18 protein-coding genes are annotated in these 17,674 nt (G+C 74.5%); 10 read left to right on the top strand and 8 right to left on the bottom strand.

Features of this window, described 5'->3' with window-relative positions; translation table 11 throughout:
• Nucleotides 1-169: 169 nt before the first annotated feature.
• Together BJ961_RS14850 and BJ961_RS14845 are read left to right on the top strand one after the other, a co-directional pair.
• Nucleotides 170-709 (top strand): VanZ family protein, encoded by a 540-nt coding sequence (locus tag BJ961_RS14850; protein WP_271413293.1) that lies wholly within the window; start codon nt 170-172, stop codon nt 707-709.
• Nucleotides 710-841: 132 nt separating this feature from the next.
• Nucleotides 842-2,107, top strand: coding sequence for a ricin-type beta-trefoil lectin domain protein (locus BJ961_RS14845; protein ID WP_271413292.1), 1,266 nt, complete (start codon nt 842-844; stop codon nt 2,105-2,107).
• A 26-nt stretch (nt 2,108-2,133) separates the two neighbouring features.
• Here the strand turns inward: BJ961_RS14845 and BJ961_RS14840 are convergent, their stop codons facing one another.
• Nucleotides 2,134-2,370, bottom strand: coding sequence for a hypothetical protein (locus BJ961_RS14840; protein ID WP_271413291.1), 237 nt, complete (start codon nt 2,368-2,370; stop codon nt 2,134-2,136).
• 162 nt (nt 2,371-2,532) lie between these two features.
• On the opposite strand from BJ961_RS14840, the gene BJ961_RS14835 reads away from it, so the two are divergent.
• The 4 genes from BJ961_RS14835 (at nt 2,533) to BJ961_RS14820 (ending at nt 6,927) form a co-directional block, all read left to right on the top strand.
• Nucleotides 2,533-3,564 carry a PHP domain-containing protein gene (locus tag BJ961_RS14835; protein ID WP_271417052.1) on the top strand — a complete coding sequence of 344 codons (1,032 nt, stop codon included), beginning with the start codon at nt 2,533-2,535 and terminating at the stop codon, nt 3,562-3,564.
• Nucleotides 3,565-3,615: 51 nt separating this feature from the next.
• Entirely contained in the window at nt 3,616-4,272 is a 657-nt protein-coding gene (locus tag BJ961_RS14830) for an HAD family hydrolase (RefSeq protein ID WP_271413290.1), read from the top strand.
• Between the two features lie 85 nt (nt 4,273-4,357).
• Nucleotides 4,358-5,566, top strand: a complete 1,209-nt coding sequence (locus BJ961_RS14825) for an FUSC family protein (RefSeq protein WP_271413289.1) — start codon at nt 4,358-4,360, stop codon at nt 5,564-5,566.
• Between the two features lie 329 nt (nt 5,567-5,895).
• The gene (locus BJ961_RS14820; protein WP_271413288.1) at nt 5,896-6,927 is read left to right on the top strand and encodes an SDR family oxidoreductase; all 1,032 of its coding nucleotides are present in this window, start codon (nt 5,896-5,898) and stop codon (nt 6,925-6,927) included.
• Between the two features lie 70 nt (nt 6,928-6,997).
• Here BJ961_RS14820 and BJ961_RS14815 read toward each other — a convergent pair whose 3' ends face one another.
• Both BJ961_RS14815 and BJ961_RS14810 read right to left on the bottom strand, forming a co-directional pair.
• A complete protein-coding gene (locus BJ961_RS14815; RefSeq protein ID WP_271413287.1) occupies nt 6,998-7,306 on the bottom strand; it encodes a hypothetical protein in 309 nt (102 codons plus the stop codon).
• Between the two features lie 71 nt (nt 7,307-7,377).
• Nucleotides 7,378-8,667: an ROK family transcriptional regulator gene (locus BJ961_RS14810; RefSeq protein WP_271413286.1), complete on the bottom strand. Its 1,290-nt coding sequence runs from the start codon at nt 8,665-8,667 to the stop codon at nt 7,378-7,380.
• 221 nt (nt 8,668-8,888) lie between these two features.
• Here BJ961_RS14810 and BJ961_RS14805 point away from each other — a divergent pair, with 221 nt between their 5' ends.
• The 3 genes from BJ961_RS14805 (at nt 8,889) to BJ961_RS14795 (ending at nt 11,887) form a co-directional block, all read left to right on the top strand.
• A complete protein-coding gene (locus BJ961_RS14805) occupies nt 8,889-9,383 on the top strand; it encodes an FBP domain-containing protein (protein WP_271413285.1) in 495 nt (164 codons plus the stop codon).
• Nucleotides 9,384-9,490: 107 nt separating this feature from the next.
• The gene (locus BJ961_RS14800; RefSeq protein WP_271413284.1) at nt 9,491-10,765 is read left to right on the top strand and encodes an FUSC family protein; all 1,275 of its coding nucleotides are present in this window, start codon (nt 9,491-9,493) and stop codon (nt 10,763-10,765) included.
• Between the two features lie 60 nt (nt 10,766-10,825).
• Entirely contained in the window at nt 10,826-11,887 is a 1,062-nt protein-coding gene (locus tag BJ961_RS14795) for a hypothetical protein (RefSeq protein ID WP_271413283.1), read from the top strand.
• A gap of 41 nt (nt 11,888-11,928) precedes the next feature.
• Here the strand turns inward: BJ961_RS14795 and BJ961_RS14790 are convergent, their stop codons facing one another.
• Nucleotides 11,929-12,654, bottom strand: coding sequence for a DUF2470 domain-containing protein (locus BJ961_RS14790; RefSeq protein ID WP_271413282.1), 726 nt, complete (start codon nt 12,652-12,654; stop codon nt 11,929-11,931).
• 116 nt (nt 12,655-12,770) lie between these two features.
• Nucleotides 12,771-13,379, bottom strand: coding sequence for a TetR/AcrR family transcriptional regulator (locus BJ961_RS14785; RefSeq protein ID WP_271413281.1), 609 nt, complete (start codon nt 13,377-13,379; stop codon nt 12,771-12,773).
• Nucleotides 13,380-13,500: 121 nt separating this feature from the next.
• Here BJ961_RS14785 and BJ961_RS14780 point away from each other — a divergent pair, with 121 nt between their 5' ends.
• Entirely contained in the window at nt 13,501-15,054 is a 1,554-nt protein-coding gene (locus BJ961_RS14780; protein WP_271413280.1) for a cytochrome P450, read from the top strand.
• Here the strand turns inward: BJ961_RS14780 and BJ961_RS14775 are convergent.
• From BJ961_RS14775 to BJ961_RS14765, 3 genes are all read right to left on the bottom strand, one after another.
• On the bottom strand, nt 15,016-15,864 hold the full coding sequence (locus BJ961_RS14775; protein WP_271413279.1) for a pentapeptide repeat-containing protein: 849 nt from the start codon (nt 15,862-15,864) through the stop codon (nt 15,016-15,018). The two genes, BJ961_RS14780 and BJ961_RS14775, sit on opposite strands and share 39 nt — an antisense overlap.
• A 67-nt stretch (nt 15,865-15,931) precedes the next feature.
• Nucleotides 15,932-16,870, bottom strand: coding sequence for an RNA polymerase sigma factor SigJ (sigJ, locus tag BJ961_RS14770; protein ID WP_271417051.1), 939 nt, complete (start codon nt 16,868-16,870; stop codon nt 15,932-15,934).
• 40 nt (nt 16,871-16,910) lie between these two features.
• Nucleotides 16,911-17,654 carry a PIG-L deacetylase family protein gene (locus BJ961_RS14765; protein ID WP_271413278.1) on the bottom strand — a complete coding sequence of 248 codons (744 nt, stop codon included), beginning with the start codon at nt 17,652-17,654 and terminating at the stop codon, nt 16,911-16,913.
• Nucleotides 17,655-17,674 lie beyond the last annotated feature (20 nt).

Genomic DNA, 17,674 nt, shown 5'->3' with positions numbered 1-17,674 from the left:
GGCGCCCCCGGCCGGAGTGCCCCGGCCGGGGGCGGGGAAACCGCGGGTCGGAAGGCGGGCGGGGTGAGCGCGCCCGGCCCGCCCGGGTCGCCGGGCATCCTCGGCGGATCGGCGGGTAACCGCCCTAGCACGCGGGGAAGTTGACGACTGGAGGACCGACATGGTTCGCATGGCTCGTGCCGCTTCGGGACTGCGTTCGCGCTCGCGTCCCCGCGCCGCGAAGGCACCGGACACCGAGGCCCGCGAACGGCACGTGCTCGCCCTGCCGTTGCGGCTGCTGGCGACGGCGTGCGCGTTCGTCTTCATGGTGGCGTTCGCGGTGGTGCTGGCGCGGCTGACCCTGCACCCCTCCCCCGCGTCGGAGGCGCTGACGCACACCAACATGCACCCCGGCCGCTCGCTGCGGGCGTATCTCGACCAGCCCGCGCTGCGGGACGCGGTCAAGCAGGTCGGCGGGAACATCCTGCTGGGCGTGCCGTTCGGCGTGCTCGTCCCGGTCGTCGCCCCGCGCACCCGCGGGCCGCTGCGGGTGCTGCTGCTGACGGCGGTGGTGATGCTGCTGGTGGAGTTCGCGCAGGGCGCCCTGGTCACCGGGCGGGCCTTCGACATCGACGACGTCATCCTCAACACCGGTGGCGCGCTGATCGGTTACCTGCTGCTCGGCCGGCGGATGAGCCGTACGGTGCACGCACGCCGGGCGCGTACCTGACGGCGGGACATCCGGTCCGTACCAAGGTATTGACCGGCCCTTATCTCACTACTTGAATAAAGAGGCGACACACCCCCGACCCCCCACCTCGGTCGGCGCTCCCCCGCGGGGCGCCGTACGGAAGGGAGAGCCGTGGCCCGCCCACGCCTGCTCCGCAGATGCCTCCTCGCCGCCGCCCTGTCCGCCGGGCTCGCCGCGTCGCTCGTGACCGGCCCCGCCCAGGCGGAACCGGGAGCCGCCCCGACCGCCGGGGCCCCCGGCGCCGCGCCCTCGGCGGCCGCCGCCGTGACCTTCTCCGACACCTTCGACGGCCCGGCCGGTGCGGCCGTCGACTCCTCGAAGTGGCAGATCGAGACCGGTGACAACGTCAACAACCACGAACGGCAGTACTACACCTCCGGCAACAAGAACGCCGCCCTGGACGGCCAGGGCCACCTGGTCATCACGGCCCGCAAGGAGAACCCGGCCAACTACCAGTGCTGGTACGGCACCTGCCAGTACACCTCCGCCCGGCTCAACACCTCGGGGAAGTTCACGGCGCAGTACGGACACGTCGAGGCGCGGATGAAGGTGCCGCGCGGGCAGGGTATGTGGCCCGCGTTCTGGATGCTGGGCACGCCGGTGAACTGGCCGGACTCGGGCGAGATCGACATCATGGAGAACGTCGGCTTCGAGCCCTCCACCGTGCACGGCACCCTGCACGGCCCCGGCTACTCCGGCTCCGGCGGCATCGGGGCGGGCTACAGCCTGCCGGGCGGCCAGGCCCTCGCGGACGCCTTCCACACCTTCGCCGTCGACTGGGCGCCCGACTCGGTCACCTGGTCGGTGGACGGCACCGTCTACCAGCGGCGCACCCCGGCCGACCTGGGCGGCAGGCAGTGGGTGTTCAACAGGCCGTACTTCCTGATCCTCAACCTGGCGGTCGGCGGCTACTGGCCGGGCGACCCGGACGGCTCCACGGTCTTCCCGCAGGCCCTGGTCGTCGACCACGTCTCCGTGACCACGGGCGACTCACCGGCCGGCGGCGCCATCCGGGGCCTGGCCGGCAAGTGCGTGGACGTGGCCGCGGCGAACACCGCCAACGGCACGCCCGTACAGCTCTACGACTGCAACGGCACCGCGGCCCAGCGGTGGTCGGTGGGCTCCGACGGCACGATCCGGGCGCTCGGCAAGTGCCTTGACGTGAACGCCGCCGGCACGGCGGACGGCACGGTCGTCCAGCTCTGGGACTGCAACGGCACCGCCGCCCAGCAGTGGGTCGTCACCGCCGCGCGCGACATCGTCAACCCGCAGGCCGACAAGTGCCTCGACGTCAGCGGCAACGACTCGGCCAACGGCACCCGCCTGCAGATCTGGACCTGCACGGGCGGCGCCAACCAGAAGTGGACGGTCGGCTGAGTCGCCGGGCGGGGACAGGGCGCGTCCTAGTGCAGGGTCCAGGTGAACTTGTCCCCGCCCACCCAGCGGACCACGTCGGGGTCGTCCAGGTCGTGGACCGTGATGCCGAAGGCCGCGGCCGCCTCCAGTACGTCGGTGACCTCCCTGGCCTCGCCGACCACCTGGCCGTCGATCTCCACGATCCGGAACGGGGGCGTGCCCGGCTGCACCCGGAGCACGATGATCCGCGGACTGCCGATGTGCGGGCTGTCGATTTCGGTCATGCCTAGAGCGTAGGCCGCAACCGCCGCGGGCAAGGACCGGGGCGTCGCGCTTCCCGAGCACGGCGGGGGCAAACCGCCGGGCTCGTGGTGCGGCTCCCGGTGTACCGGGGAACCCTGGACGGGCCGGAGGAGGCCGGCCGGGGACCGGACGAGGAGGTGGCGGTGGATCCCGTCGAGGCACTGGAACGGATCGCGTTCCTCCTGGAGCGTGCCCAGGCGCCCACGTACCGCGTGCGCGCCTTCCGCACCGCGGCCCGAGTGCTCGGTGGGCTGCCGGCCGCCGAGCTGCGCGAGCGGGCCGGCTCGCTGGAGTCGCTCAAGGGCGTCGGACCCAAGACGGCGCAGGTGGCGCGCGAGGCGCTGGCCGGAGAGGTGCCCGGCTACCTCGGGAAGCTGGAGGAGGAGGCCAAGGCTCCACCGGCGCGCGGCGGCGAGGGGCTGCGGGAGCGGTTGCGCGGCGACTGCCACCTGCACTCGGACTGGTCCGACGGTGGCAGCCCGATCCAGGAGATGGGCCGCACGGCGGCGTCCCTCGGGCACGCGTGGGCGGCGCTGACCGACCACTCGCCGCGGCTGACCGTGGCCCGCGGCCCCTCCCCCGAGCGGCTGCGCGAGCAGCTGGACGTGGTGGCGGAACTCAACACGACCTGGGCGCCGTTCCGGCTGCTGACCGGTATCGAGTGCGACATCCTCGACGACGGCTCGCTCGACCAGGAGCCGGAGCTGCTGGAGCGGCTCGACGTCGTGGTCGTGTCCGTGCACTCCAAGCTGCGGATGGACGCCCGCTCGATGACCCGCCGGATGGTGGCCGCCGTCCGCGACCCGCACGCGGACGTGCTCGGGCACTGCACCGGCCGGCTGCTGACCGGGCGGGGGCGGCCGGAATCGGAGTTCGACGCCGACGAGGTCTTCGCCGCCTGTGCGGAGTCGGGCACGGCCGTGGAGATCAACAGCCGCCCGGAGCGGCTCGACCCGCCGCGGCGGCTGCTGCGCCGGGCGGTGGCGGCGGGCGTGCTGTTCTCGATCGACACCGACGCGCACGCGCCCGGCCAGCTGGACTGGCAGATCCACGGATGCGCGCGGGCCGAGGAGTGCGGGGTGCCCGCGGAGCGCGTGGTCACCACGTGGTCCCTGGAGGAGTTGCTGGCCTGGACGCACGAGGGCCGTACACCGTCCGGAGTGGCGCGGCGCTGACGTGGTACCCGTTCTTCGATCCACACTCCGCGGACCGGGAAGGGACAGTGCATGGAACGGGCGGCCGTGTTCGACGTCGACGGAACCCTCGTCGACACCAATCACCTGCATGTGACCACGTGGTGGGAGGCGTTCCGGCAGGCGGGGCACCGGGTGCCGATGCACGCCGTCCACCGCGCCGTGGGCCTCCCCTCCGGCGACCTCGTCGCACGGCTGCTGGGCGAGGACCGGGACAAGGACCGGGACGCGGAGCTGAGCGCCGCCCACAAGGCGCTGTACGGGCAGTACTTCGACCGGCTGCCGGCGCTGCCGGGCGCCGGGGACCTGCTGCGGCGGCTGGCCGGTGACGGCTGGCAGGTGGTCCTCGCCACCTCGGCGGGCGGCCCCGAGCTGGGCGCGCTGCGCCGGGCGATCGACGCGGACGAGGCGATCACCGCCACCGCGAGCGCCGACGACGTCGACGCGGGCAAACCGGCACCCGAACCCGTCCAGCACGCGCTGGAACTGGCCGGAGTACCGGCCGAGCGGGCCGTCTTCGTCGGCGACACCGTCTGGGACATGCGGGCGGGCAGCCGGGCCGGGGTGCGGTGCGTGGGCGTGCTCTGCGGCGGCCTGCCCCGCGCCGACCTGGAGGAGGCGGGCGCGGACACGGTCTACGCCGATCCGGCCGACCTGCTGGCCTCCCTGGACCGGGGCCCGTTCGCATGAGGCGCCGGTCCCCGCCCCGCTCGAACCGCCGGTCCGCGCCCCGCGCCGAGACGGGTCCGCCGACCCCGCGGACGCCCGGCACCGCATGACCGCTGGGGCACACACCCTCCGGGAAGCGCTCCGGGGACGGCGGCCCGCGGCCGCGGTGTGGTGGGAGGCGCGTGCCGTCGGGCGGGCCGTCCGGGCCGCCTGGCGCGGACCGGGACGGGAGCGCGACCTCGTCGTCCAGTCCCTGAAGGCCGCCGGCGCGGCCCTGATCGCCTGGGCCGTGGCGGGCGTCTGGCTGGACGATCCGATGGCGCTGATGGCGCCCTGGGTGGCGCTCGTCCTCGTACAGGCCACCGTCTACAGCTCGGTGCGTCAGGCCGGGCAGCAGTTCGCGGCGATCTGCGCCGGGGCAGTGGTGGCCTCGGCGGCGCAGGCGGTCGCCGAGGACAACACGGGGGCGCTGGCGCTGTCCCTGCCGGTGCTGATGCTGATGGCGAACTGGTCCCGCTTCGGGCGGCAGGGCATCTACACCGCCACCACGGCGGTGTTCGTCCTGGCCTCCGGCACGACGGTGTCGGCCGCCGCGGTCGGCCACCGGGTGGGACAGGCGGCGCTCGGCGCGGTCATCGGCGTGGCGGTCAACGCCCTGGTGCTGCCGCCGATCCATCTGCGGGACGTGCGGGAGAACCTCGCGGCGCTGGCCCGGGAGTCGGGCGACCTCCTGCACTCCGTGGCCGCCGACCTGCGGGAGACCGAGTGGGACGCGCAGAGCGCCGCCGCCTGGTCGAGCGACGCCGCGCGCCTCCAGCGCAGGCTGGAGGCCCTGGAGTCGGCCCGCTCCTGGAGCCGGGAGAGTCTGCGCCTGACCTCGCGCACGCTGCGCAGGCTGCACCGCCCGCCCACCGCCCTGCCGCCGGAGGACGAGGACCAGCGGTGGAGCCGGGTCACCGGGAACATCACCGCGCTGACCCGGACCCTGGCGGTGGCCGCCGACGAGAACCGGACCCCTGCCCCGCCCGAAGGGCCCGTGCTGGACCTGTACGCGCGCCTGCTGCGGCTGCTCGGCGACGCCTGCCACGCCGAGGCGAGCAGGCTGGTGGGCGTCAGGCCCGAGACGGATCCGCAGGCGGCCACCGAGGTGACGATGGAGGAGTTGCACCGCAGGTTGCAGGAGGGGCTGCGGGAGCATGCCGGGCAGGGGGCCGCGCGCACGGCGGTCCTCGGCACGCTGCTGCTGCAGGCGGAGAACCTGTGGGCGGAGATCGTGCCCGAGCCCGCCGCGTCCGCAGAGCCCGACGGGCAGTGACACACATCACCCCAAACCGCGACGAACGGTGGAACACCGGCGGGGGTTCCTCCGTTGAACACACCGTGGGTACGGATGGGACAGTGTCCCCGGGCCTCACCATTTGCCCACAGGGACGATCGTTCGGCTGAAGCCCTGTGGAGCGTTTCGCCGAGAGGCGACCGCCATCCGTATCCACCCCGAGCCGCCCCGGCCGTGATTCCCCCGTCGCGGTCGGGGCTTCCCCGTGTCCGCGCCCCTGCCCGGCGCGCGCTTCTCGCGCGTGTCCCTCCCGGGCGGCGGGTACCCGGTGCTCTCCGCACGCGCAGCGCCGCCGGAAGGAGCACAGGGTGAGCAGCACAACGGGCAGCAGGATCGTGGTCACGGGCGCCACGGGCAACGTCGGCACCAGCGTGGTGCGGCTTCTCTCCGAGGATCCGGAGGTGGGGACCGTACTGGGGCTGGCCCGGCGCATCCCCGGGTGGTCGCCCGCCAAGACCGAGTGGGCCGCGGTCGACCTGGCCTCCGAGCAGAGCGACCTGGCCGGCCACTTCGCCGGCGCCGACGCCGTGATCCATCTGGCCTGGGCGTTCCAGCCGACGCACGACCCGGCGACGACCTGGCGCACCAACGTACTCGGCTCCATCCGGGTCTTCGACGCTGTGGCCGAGGCCGGGGTGCCCGCGCTGGTGCACGCCTCGTCCGTCGGCGCCTACTCGCCGGGGCCGAAGAACCACGCCGTGGACGAGTCGTGGCCGACGCACGGCTGGCCGGACGCCGCGTACTGCCGGGAGAAGGCCTATCTGGAACGGACCCTGGACACCTTCGAACGCGACCACCCCGGCGTCCGGGTGGTGCGGATGCGTCCGGCCTTCCTCTTCAAGCGGGAGTCGGCCAGCGAGCAGCGCCGGATCTTCGGCGGCCGGTTCCTGCCGGGTCCGGCGGCGCGTCCGGAGCTGCTCCCCTTCCTGCCGGACATCCCCGGTCTGCGGGTGCAGGCCCTGCACACGGACGACGCGGCCCACGCGTACCGGCTGGCGGCGCGTTCGAAGGACGCCCGGGGCGCGTTCAACCTCGCGGCCGAGCCGCCGGTGGACGCCGCGTTGCTGGGCGAGCTGATCGGGGTGCGTCCGCGGCGGCTGCCCCGGACCGCGGCCCGCTCGGCGATCGCCGCCGCGTGGGGGCTGCGGCTGCTGCCGGCCTCCCCGCACCTGTTCGACGCGGTGCTGCGGCTGCCGCTCATGGACTGCACGCGGGCGCGCGCGGAGCTGGGCTGGCGGGCGACGCGTACGGCCACGGAGGTGCTGGAGGAGTTCCTGCGGGGCCTCCAGGAGGGCGCCGGGACCGACACGGTGCCCATGCGGGGGCGCAAGGTGGGCTGAGCGCCGTACGGCACGACGCGAGGGGCGGCGGACCCGTGCGGGCCCGCCGCCCCTCGCGCGTGTGCGCCGTTCAGCCCGGCGACTCGTCGGGCACCGGGTGCTCGGGGTGCACGGCCGCCGAGTGCGGTGCGCCCTGCCGGCCCGTGCCCGCCTCGTCGGTGTCCGGTACGTCGTCCGCGGACCCGGCGTCCGCTGCTTCGTCGTCGGTGTCGCCGCCGTCGGGTCGTTCGTTCTCCAGGCCCTGGCGGTGCTCCCGCTGCTCGCGGGTGGGCGCGGCGGCCTCCCAGGGGTCGTCGTGGTCCCCGGCCTGCTGGTCCGGCATGTCGCGCGGCACGGGGGCGGCGTTCTCACCCGCTTCGTCGTGGCGGTGGTCGGACACGGCACGCTCCTTCCCGTGGTCGTCCGGTGGTCCGAGCGTCGGCGGGTACCTCCCCGGTGACCGGCGAAACCTCAGTGCGGCGCACGCTCCTCGAGCGCCGTGCGCCAGGCGGGCACCGGGTCCTCGGGGGCCGGTTCGGGGCGGCGTCCGCCCCGTGCGAAGAAGTCGGCCAGCGGCAGGATCGCGGCGCCGACGGTGACCGCGTCGGGGCCGAGCCGCCCGAGGTCGACGGTGACCTTCCTGGCGGGGTGGCGCAGCGCGTACGACACGGCGTGGCGGCGTACGGCGGGCAGGAAGCGGGTGCCGAGCTGGAGGCCGGCCCAGCCGCCGATGAGGATGCGCTCGGGCTGGAAGAGGTTGATGAGGTCGGACAGGCCCGCGCCCAGGTACTCGGCGGTCTCCTCCAGGACGGCGAGCGCGACCGGGTCGGCCGCCTCGCCCCCCGCCGGGTGGGCGGCGGCCAGCATCGCGGTGAGGGCACCCTCCTCGTCGGTGCCCTCCGGCACCCGTCCGCCCTCCTCCCGCCAGCGGGCCAGCAGTGACTCGGCGCCCGCGTACGCCTCCAGGCAGCCGAGCGCGCCGCACCGGCAGCGGCGTCCGCGGACCCGGACCGTCAGGTGCCCCCACTCGACCGCCCGGCCCTGTTCCACGTCGGGGGTGACGAGGCTGGCGCCGACGCCGGAGCCGAAGAGGACCACGACCGCGTTGCGGGCGCCGCGCCCGGCGCCGAACCACATCTCGGCCTGGCCGAGCGTCTTGGCGCCGTTGTCGATGAGGTACGGCACGCTGTCGGGCAGCGGCGAGCCGGCGCGGAGCAGTGCCTCCAGCGGGACCGCGTCCCAGCCGATGGTCTGGCCGTGCACCACGGCGCCGCGGTCGGCGGTGTGCTCGACGATGCCGGGGACGCCGATCCCGGCGCCGAGCAGCCGCTCGGGCGGGAGACCGGTCGCGGCCAGCACCTCGGCGACGCCGTCGCGGATGTGACCGACGATGACGTCGACGTCGTAGCGCTGCTGGGCCAGGGGGCGTTCGGCGCGGGCGAGTTCGGTGAGCGTCAGGTCGAACAGTTCGACCCGCACCCGGGTCTCTCCGACGTCCACGCCGATCATGTGGCCGCTGGCGGGGGACACGCGCAGCAGGGTGCGGGGGCGGCCGCCGTCGGAGTCGACGCTGCCCGCCTCCTCCACCAGCCCGTCGGCGACCAGGTCGGCGACCACGTTGCTGACGGAGCCGGAGCTGAGGCCGGTCGCCGGGCCCAGTTCGAAGCGGCTGAGCGGTCCGTCGAAGTAGAGCCGTTGCAGCACCGCCGTGCGGTTGGCCCTCCTGAGGTCGCGCACCGTGCGCCCGCTCCGCCCCGCCATGTGGTTCCTCCCGTACGTGCCCGGTCTGCAACATACCTCTGCCGGACTGCCGCACGCGACTTCCCTTTGCCCTTAATTCATGCTATGAACTCGCGCTCCGCGGAAATCCACTGGCGGCCTCCACCGTGAGCTACTTACGCTAGGCGGAAACCTAGAGCCCCTAGGTTCACGGTCGCGTCACCGCGCGACTCCGCCATGTCGACACGCAAGGGGAGGCTCCCGTGAGAGCACTCGGCGAGCAGGACATCCGCACTTCCTTCATCAACTGCTCGAAGGGCGAGGCCAAGCGCCTGGCCCTTCCCCGCGATCTCGACGAGCGCCCCTGGGACGATCTCGACTTCCTCGGCTGGCGGGATCAGGGGGCGCCGGACCGCAGCTACCTGGTCACCGAGCACGGCGGGCGGCTCACCGGTGTGGCCCTGCGGTTCCAGCAGGCCCGCAGCGGCTACTTCCAGCGGAGCATGTGCGCGCTGTGCCTGACCACCCATCCGCGGGGCGGGGTGTCGCTGATGACCGCGCGCAGGGCGGGCGCGGCCGGCCGTGAGGGCAACTCGGTCGGCCTGTACATGTGCACCGACCTCGCCTGCTCCCTGTACCTGCGGGGCAAGAAGGTCTCGCAGAGCGGCGCCCGGTTCGAGGAGAGCCTCACCCTGGAGGAACAGGTCGCCCGGACCCTGGGCAACCTGTCCGCCTTCGTCGCCAAGGTGACCGCCTGACCCGTCCGGCGGCGCACGGCGCGTGAGAAGGGGTTGGGCGGCCCGCGTGCGGATACCGTCCTGATCGGACACGTATCGAGGCGCCTGCGGAAGGGAACAGCCCGAGGATGCGGGATGTGCGTGCGGCCGCGGCGTCGGCCCTGCGGCGGGTGAAGTGGCTTCGGGACCCCGTGGTCGTGCAGGCCCTGCGCTCCGCCGCCGCGGCCTCGATCGCCTTCGTCATCGCGGTGCGGCTGACCCCCGACAAGTCGGCGGCACCGCTCACCGCGCCGCTGACCGCCCTGCTGGTCGTCCAGGTGACCCTGTACGCGACGCTGAAGATGAGCTTCCGCCGGGTGAACGCCGTGGTGGCCGGTGTCCTGGTCGCCATCGCCTTCAGTCAGCTGGTCGGGCTGAGCTGGTGGAGCCTGGCCCTGATCATCGTGGCGGCGCTGGGGGTGGGACACCTGGTGCGCGCCGAGGAGTTCACCGCCGAGGTGGCGATCAGCGCGATGCTGGTGCTCGGCGTGACCTCGCACGGGAGCCTGGCGTGGGCCCGGGTGGTGGAGACCCTGATCGGGGCGATCGTCGGACTGGCGTTCAACCTGGTCCTCGCGCCTCCGGTGTGGGTGGAGCAGGCCGGCGAGTCCGTCGTGGGGCTGGCCCGCCAGGTGCGCCAACTGCTGCTGCGCATGGGTGAGGAGGCCGCCGGGAGCACGCCGTTCCACGAGGCGGCGGCCCGGTTGCACGAGGCACGCCGGCTCGACCACGACATCGGCGAGGTGGACGAGGACCTGCGCCAGGCCGAGGACAGCCTGCGGCTCAACCCCCGGGTGCGCGAGGGACTGCTGCACCGGGTGGTGCTGCGCACCGGCCTGGACACCCTGGAGATCTGCACCGTGGTCATGCGGGTCCTCGCGCGCAGCTTCACCGACCTGGCCAAGGAGCGGGAGCCAGAACCCCTGTTCGCGCCGGAGACGGGGGCCGCCGTCCAGCAGCTGCTGTCCGAGATCGCCGACGCCGTGGTGAGCTTCTCGGTGCTGGTCACCAGCAACGCGAGCGAGAACGCCGAGTCCGCGGAGGAGCGGCTGACCGCCGAGTTGCGCCAGGCCGCGGCCACCCGGGACAGGCTGGCCGACCTGCTGCTCGAGGAGGTCAGGCGGGACGCCGGGCAGTGGCAGCTGCGGGGCGCGGTACTGGCCGAGGTGAACCGGATCATCGACGAGATGGACACCGAGCACCGCTCCCGCCGGCTCCTGGAGGAGCTGGACCGTCACACGCGCGAGCAGCGCGAGCGCATGCCGCGCCTGACCCGGCTGCGGGACCGGGTGCGGGCCGGACTCCGCCGGCTCCGCGGACTCGGCCGGCGGAACCGCGGGACCACCGCGCGGCGTTCCTCCTGAGAGACGAGGAACAGTCGACGGGCCCACGCGTCGGTGGGCGGCGATGGAGGGGGCGTTCGGATGACCGACACCGGTGTGCGGATCGACGGGAACCGGCTGGTGCTGCCGGGCGGTGCGGCGGTGCGTTTCGTCCGCACCCTGCGGCTGCCCGAGACGGGCACGCATCCGCTGCCTCCCGGACTCGGCGAGTTCCCGGTCCGCCGGGTCGCCGACTACGCGGACACCGTGCCCGAGGCGTGGCGGGCGCGCGGTGGCGTGATGCTGCCGGTGTACCTGCGGGAGGCCATGTGGCTGAGTTTCGCCGGTACGAAGGAGCCCGCCGCGCTCCAGGTCGGGGCGGGCAAGGTGTGCGCGGTCTCGGGCAGGCCCTGGAGCGACCGGCTGTCCGGGGATCCGCAGAACTACCTGGTCCTGCCCCGCCAGCCCTGGCTGGACGGCATCAACTCCGGGACGGGCACGGTCCGCCAGTTCGTGGCGGTGCCGCTGGGCATGGGGGCGACCGTCGAGGGTCAGGTCACCGGCGAGGAGGTGTGGGGCGGCGTCCAGCTGCAGGCGTTCACCCTCAACGACACGGAGCTGGCCCGCTGGCGCGAGGAGGAGCGGCGCCGCGCCGAAGTGCGGCGCAGGGCGGCCCGTTCGGGCGGGGCCTTCGGCGCTCTCGGGGCCCCTGCGCCGGCGGCGGCCCCGGCCGCCCCGGGCGCGGCACCGGGTTACGCGGGCGCGGCCCGGCCCCGGTCCGCGCCCGCCATGGGCCTGGGCGTCGGGGGGACCATGCGCCAGGAGGTGTACCGCGACGCGCGGCCGTTGACGGACTGGGCCGAGCGGCCGTCCGGCCGGGTCTTCGTGCACCTGGTGACGCCGCCCGAGTGGCGCCGCATCACCGGCGAGGCGCCGCCGCCGTCCCCGGTGGACCGGGCCGCCTACACCCGCGCCGGTCTGCCCTGGTACGACTACTACGACCAGGACGCCCACGATCTCGCGCCCGCCGAACCGCTCCGGGACGTCAAGCCGGTCGGGGACTGGATCGGGGACGACCACGAACCGTGGCAGGCACCCGCGCCCCCGCAGATCAACCCCCTCGGGGACACCCCTGGCAAGCCCGTGCGGGACGGGGACTGGTAGGGGCGGGGACCGGGAGGGGCGGGGACCGGGAGGGGCGGGGCTCAGCCGTCGCCGTCCGTGCGCTGCCGCTGCAGGGACCGCGGGCAGGAGGCGGCGCTCGCCTGGGTGAGGAGCACGTGGACCCGCTCCGTGAGTTGCGCGACGTCGTCGGCGGGCGCGTGGAAGGGCAGGCGTACGTCGCCGTGGCCGCGGGTGCGCTCGACGCGCAGGGTCAGCCCGTGCCGGTCGACCGCGAGCGGCCGCACCCGCACCGCGCCGTGCAGGCTGTCCGGGTCGACGAGCCGCGTCAGCCGCTGTACGGCGTCGCCGTGGCAGTCGGCGAGGTGGGTCAGCAGCCGGGCCTCGGCCAGGGCCAGCGGGTCGGGCTCGGCGGCGGTGAACTCGTCGACGTCGACCACCACGGCACCGGACGGCCGCCGCAGCACCACGCGGGTGGGCCGGAAGGCCAGGTGCCCGTCCGCCACGGCGAACCAGCCCGCGATCCAGAGCCGGGCCCTGATCCGGCCCCGCACCGGGACGGGTGCCACGTCGGCGAACTCCAGCACGGCGGTCGGCTCCCCGCGGGGCGCGCAGACGGCCGCCGTGAGCAGGGCGCTGTCCTCGGGCACGTGCAGGAGCACCCGGCCGTCGTCGGCCACGGTGTGCGCGCCGACGAACTCCTCGCGACCGCCCTCCGCGGTCACCGCGCAGGACCAGGCGGCGGCGAGTACGGAGCGGGCCTGCTCCGCCGCGGCGGGTGCGGCCGTCCAGGCGTGGCTGTCTCCCATCCCGACCTCCGTTCACAGTTCATCCCATGGGGCAAAGGGTCATTAGGTAAGGCTCACCTAACCTATCGGAGATCGGGGGTCCCGCCAACCACGACGCGGGGTCCGGCGGCGCGTTCTCAGCGCGCGATGGCGCCCAGCAGCGCCCGCGCGCACAGATCGCGCACCTGCTCCCGGGCCGGTTCCGGATCACGCAGCCACTCCAGGCAGACCGCGGTGGTGAACGCCAGCCAGCCGCGCACCGCGAGCCGCACGTCCCCGCGCTCCCCGAAGGCCGGGCCGAACTCCGGGTCGGCGGCCAGGGCCGCGAGGATCTGCCGTTCCTGCGCGGCGAGCGCCCGACGGTAGATCCGCCGCACGGCCCGGTCGCCGGTCGCGTCGGCGCGCTGGAAGGCGCGGTAGCCGTGCGCGTGGGCGCGGACGTGCTCCAGATAGGCGTCGAGGCCCGTGGTGAGCTGCTCGCGGACCGGGACGCCGGGCACGGCCGCCGTCAGCCGCAGCATGCGCTCGCTCTCGCGCTCGACGACCGCGGCGAAGAAGTCCCGTTTGTTCGGGAAGTAGTGGTACAGGAGCCCGCGGGAGACCCCGGCGATCTCGGCGACCCGCTCGATGCGGACCTCGTCGTAGGGGCTCTCCGAGAACAGTCGCGCGCCCACCGACAGCAACTGCTCCCGGCGCTCCCCCGTACTGAGCCGGCGGCGGGTCCGCTCGCCCTGGTTCGCGACCATGCCCGCACCTTACTTGACGCCGGTTCAACAACGGGACGAGACTGGGCGCGCTATTGAATCCATGTACAACACGCTTGCCCCGACCCGTGCAACACACCGCTGCGCCAAGGGAGATCGCGTCATGGCCCCGACCGCGAGGGAAACGACCCGGGACGGACTGCGGAAGGGCTTTCGCAGTGCCGAGCTGGACTGGCCCGAACTGCACCGCATACCGCACCCGCCGCACCGGCTCCCGCTGGTCGGCGATGTGGTGGGGGCGAGCACACGCACCCCGATGCAGGACTCGCTGCGGTACGCGCGGCAACTGGGCCCGATCTTCCGGCGCCGGGCCTTCGGCAAGGAGTTCGTCTTCGTGTGGGGCGCCTCCCTCGCCGCCGAACTGGCGGACGAGACGCGGTTCGCCAAGCACGTGGGCCTGGGAGTGGCCAATCTGCGGCCGGTCGCCAGGGACGGGCTGTTCACCGCGTACAACCACGAGCCCAACTGGCAGCTCGCGCACGACGTGCTCGCGCCCGGTTTCAGCCGCGAGGCCATGGCCGGGTACCACGTGATGATGCTGGACGTGGCCGCCCGGCTCACCGACCACTGGGACCGGGCCGAGGCGTCGGGCCGACCGGTGGACGTGCCCGGCGACATGACCAAGCTGACGCTGGAGACCATCGCGCGCACCGGGTTCGGGCACGACTTCGGCTCCTTCGAACGCTCCCGCCCCCACCCCTTCGTCACCGCGATGGTGGGCACACTCGGCTACGCCCAGCGCCTGAACACGGTGCCCGCGCCCCTCGCCCCCTGGCTGCTGCGCGGGGCGACCCGGCGCAACGCCGCCGACATCGCGTACCTCAACCGCACCGTCGACGAACTCGTCCGCGAACGCCGGGCGGACGGCCGGACCGGCGGCGCGGGCGGCGACGGCGACCTGCTGGACCGGATGCTGGAGACGGCGCACCCGCTGACCGGTGAGCGGCTGTCCCCGGAGAACGTCCGCCGCCAGGTCATCACCTTCCTGATAGCCGGTCACGAGACCACCTCGGGCGCGCTCTCCTTCGCGCTGCACTACCTGGCCCGGCACCCCGAGATCGCCGCCCGTGCCCGTGCCGAGGTGGACGCCGTCTGGGGCGACGCCGAGGCACCCGGTTACGACCAGGTGGCCAAGCTGCGCTACGTGCGCCGGGTACTGGACGAGTCGCTGCGGCTGTGGCCGACGGCGCCCGGCTTCTCGCGGGAGGCACGCGAGGACACGGTGCTCGGCGGCAGGCATCCGATGCGGCGCGGCGCCTGGGCGCTGGTGCTCGCGGGCATGCTGCACCGCGATCCCGAGGTGTGGGGGCCGGACGCGGAGCGCTTCGACCCGGACCGCTTCGAGGCGAAGGCCGTACGGTCGCGTGCCCCGCACACCTTCAAGCCGTTCGGGACGGGCGCACGGGCGTGCATCGGGCGGCAGTTCGCGCTGCACGAGGCGACGCTGGTCCTCGGGCTGCTGCTGCGCCGCTACGAACTGCGCTCCGACCCGGCCTACCGGCTGCGGGTGACCGAGCGGCTGACGCTGATGCCGGACGGGCTGCGGCTGCGCCTGGACCGGCGGACCGTGTCCACGCCGGACCGCGCGCCCGGGCCGGAGGCGGCCGGGGAGCCCGCGTCAGAGCCCCGCTGCCCAGTGCACCGGGCGGGTGACTGAGTCCGGCAGCCCGGTGCCCTCGCCGCCCCGGGCCGCGTTGACCTGCGGCTGGGTCAGGAAGAGGGCGCCCGTCAGGTCCGCGTCCGTCAGGTCGGCGTCGCGCAGGTCCGCGCCGATCAGGTCGGCGCCCCGCAGGTCCGCGCCGGTGAGGTCGGCGGCGATGAGGAGGGCCCCGCGCAGATCGGCGCCGGCCAGGTCGGCGCCCCGCAGCCGGGCGCCCATCAGGTCGGCGTTGCGGCGGTTCTTCCTGCGGCCGCGGGCGCCGGCGCGGACCAGTTCGCTGGTGCGCAGCAGAAGCACGTTGGCCCGCTGCCGGTGGGCGGGCACGTCGAGGGCGGCCAGTTCCTCGGGCGTCCCTGCGGCGAGGCGCTCGGTGTCGGCGAGGGCGCGGCGCAGGTCGGCGTGGAGCGGACGGGCGGCGGGCAGGGTCACGGCCTCGGTCAGGTACCGGAGGAGTTCGTGGAGTTGGCGGACGACCGGGAACACGTCGAACATCCGGCGGGCCTGCTCCGGCGGGCCGGTGCGCCAGTCCTGGCCGCCGAAGGTGACCTGCGAGACCCGCTGCCCGGCGCCGAAGCAGTCGTAGACGGTGCAGCCGGTGAAGCCCCGGTCCCGGAGCGTCGCGTGGATGCCGCAGCGGTGGTCGGTGCGCAGGTTCGGGCAGGGGGTGCCGGCGTCCTTGTCGATCGCGAAGTCCGCCGAGCGGGCGAACGGCAGGGCCGCGCAGCACAGCCCGAAGCAGCTCCCGCAGTCGCCGCGCAGTTCCGCCCGGGCCGGGGGCTCCGTCCGGTCCGCCGTGTGTTCTCGCATGTCGTCGAGGATACGGGCCGCCGGAACGCGTCGGCGCAGACGTCCACGGGCGGCTCCGCGCCCCCGGTCAGGCGTCCAGCGCGGACAGGTCCAGCCGGGCCAGCCGCTCCGGGTCGGAGAGGATGTACAGGCCCGTGACGAGCCCGTCGGCGACGGTGACGCAGGTGACCGACCGCGGGCGTCCCTCGGACACGGCGACGGTGCCGACCGCCCCGTTGACCAGGACGACGCGGGCGAGCCCGGCGAGGTGGCGGAAGTGGAACGCCCCGGTGGCGACCTTCCGCGCCCCGCGTACCACCTTCGACGCGGCGATGCCCTCGGCCAGTGCACCGGCGTCGGCCCTCAGGACCACGTCCGGGTGGAGGACGGACACCAGGGCCTCGAAGTCGCCGGCGCGGCTCGCGGCCAGGAACGCCTCGACCACCCGGCGCTGCCGGCCGAGGTCCGGTTCGGTGGCGGGGGTGGCGTCGCGCACCCGGCGCCGCGCCCGGGCGGCGAGTTGCCGGGTGGCGGCCGGGCTGCGCTCGACGACCGGTGCGATGGCGTCGAAGGGCACGGCGAACATGTCGTGCAGGACGAACGCCAGCCGCTCGGCGGGCTCCAGGGTTTCGAGGACGACCAGCAGGGCGATGCCCACCGAGTCGGTGTGCAGGGCCTCCTGCTCCGGGTCGGTCGGCGGCAGCGCGCGCAGTACGGGGTCGGGCACGAAGGAGTCGAAGCCCTCGGTCATCGGCTGCTCGCGGCGTGCGGTGCGTGAGCGCAGGTGGTCCAGGCAGATCCGGCCGGTCACGGTGGTCAGCCAGGCGCCGAGGTTGTCGACGCCGTCCGCGCCGGAGCGGTCGAGCCGCAGCCAGGCCTCCTGCACGGCGTCCTCCGCCTCGGCCAGTGAGCCGAGCATGCGGTAGGCCACCGCCTGGAGCTGTCCCCGGTGCTCCTCGAACCGCTCCGCCAGCCGCTCCCGGCCCGGCACGTCCCGCTCCGCGGACGTGTGCCGCTCCCCCCGCATGCCGCTCTCCCCCCGCACGCCCCGCTCCCCCGTCACGGCGCTACCGTCCGAAGACTTCGAAGGTCACCGCGGGCTTCCCGCCGAACCGCTCCCCCGCCGCCCGGGCGAAGCCGGTGAGGAATCCGCGCACGTACGTCTCCGGGTCCTCGTCGGTCAGCACCTCGATGTACGTGCGGTGTTCGAGCAGCGAGCGCACGGCGCGCTCGAGCCCCGGGGCGGCGTCCACGGCATGGGTGGGCGAGGAGGAACCGGCGACCGCGACCCAGCGCACGCCGTCCCAGGGTTCCAGGCCCCGCTCGGTCAGCTCCGGGAAGATCCACCGGTTGCCCGCGTCGGCCGCCGCGTCGAGCGTGGCGCGGCCGACGGCGACGTGGTCCGGGGTGTTCCAGGCGACGCCGCCCCAGGTGTCCCGGTGGTTCATGGTGATGACCAGTTCGGGCCGGTGGCGGCGGATCGCGGCGGCGATGTCGCGGCGCAGCGCGGTGCCGTACTCGACGACACCGTCCCGGTGGTCGAGGAACTCCACCTCGCTCACCCCGACGACGGCGGCGCTCGCCCGCTGCTCGCGCTCGCGCAGCGGGGCGCACTCGGCGGGCGGCAGCGTGTCGATGCCGGCCTCGCCCCTGGTCGCGAGCACGTAGGCGACCTCGCGCCCCTCGTCGGTCCAGGCCGCGATCGCCGCCGAGCAGCCGTACTCCAGGTCGTCCGGGTGGGCGACGACGGCGAGGGCGCGGCGCCAGTCGCCGGGCATGGGCTCCAGTTGTGCGGGCGTCGGCTCCGTCATGCCCGCACACTAACCCGTGC

Source organism: Streptomyces lienomycini, from assembly GCF_027947595.1.
Lineage (GTDB): Bacteria > Actinomycetota > Actinomycetes > Streptomycetales > Streptomycetaceae > Streptomyces > Streptomyces lienomycini.
This window is presented reverse-complemented; position numbering and strand designations above follow the sequence as displayed.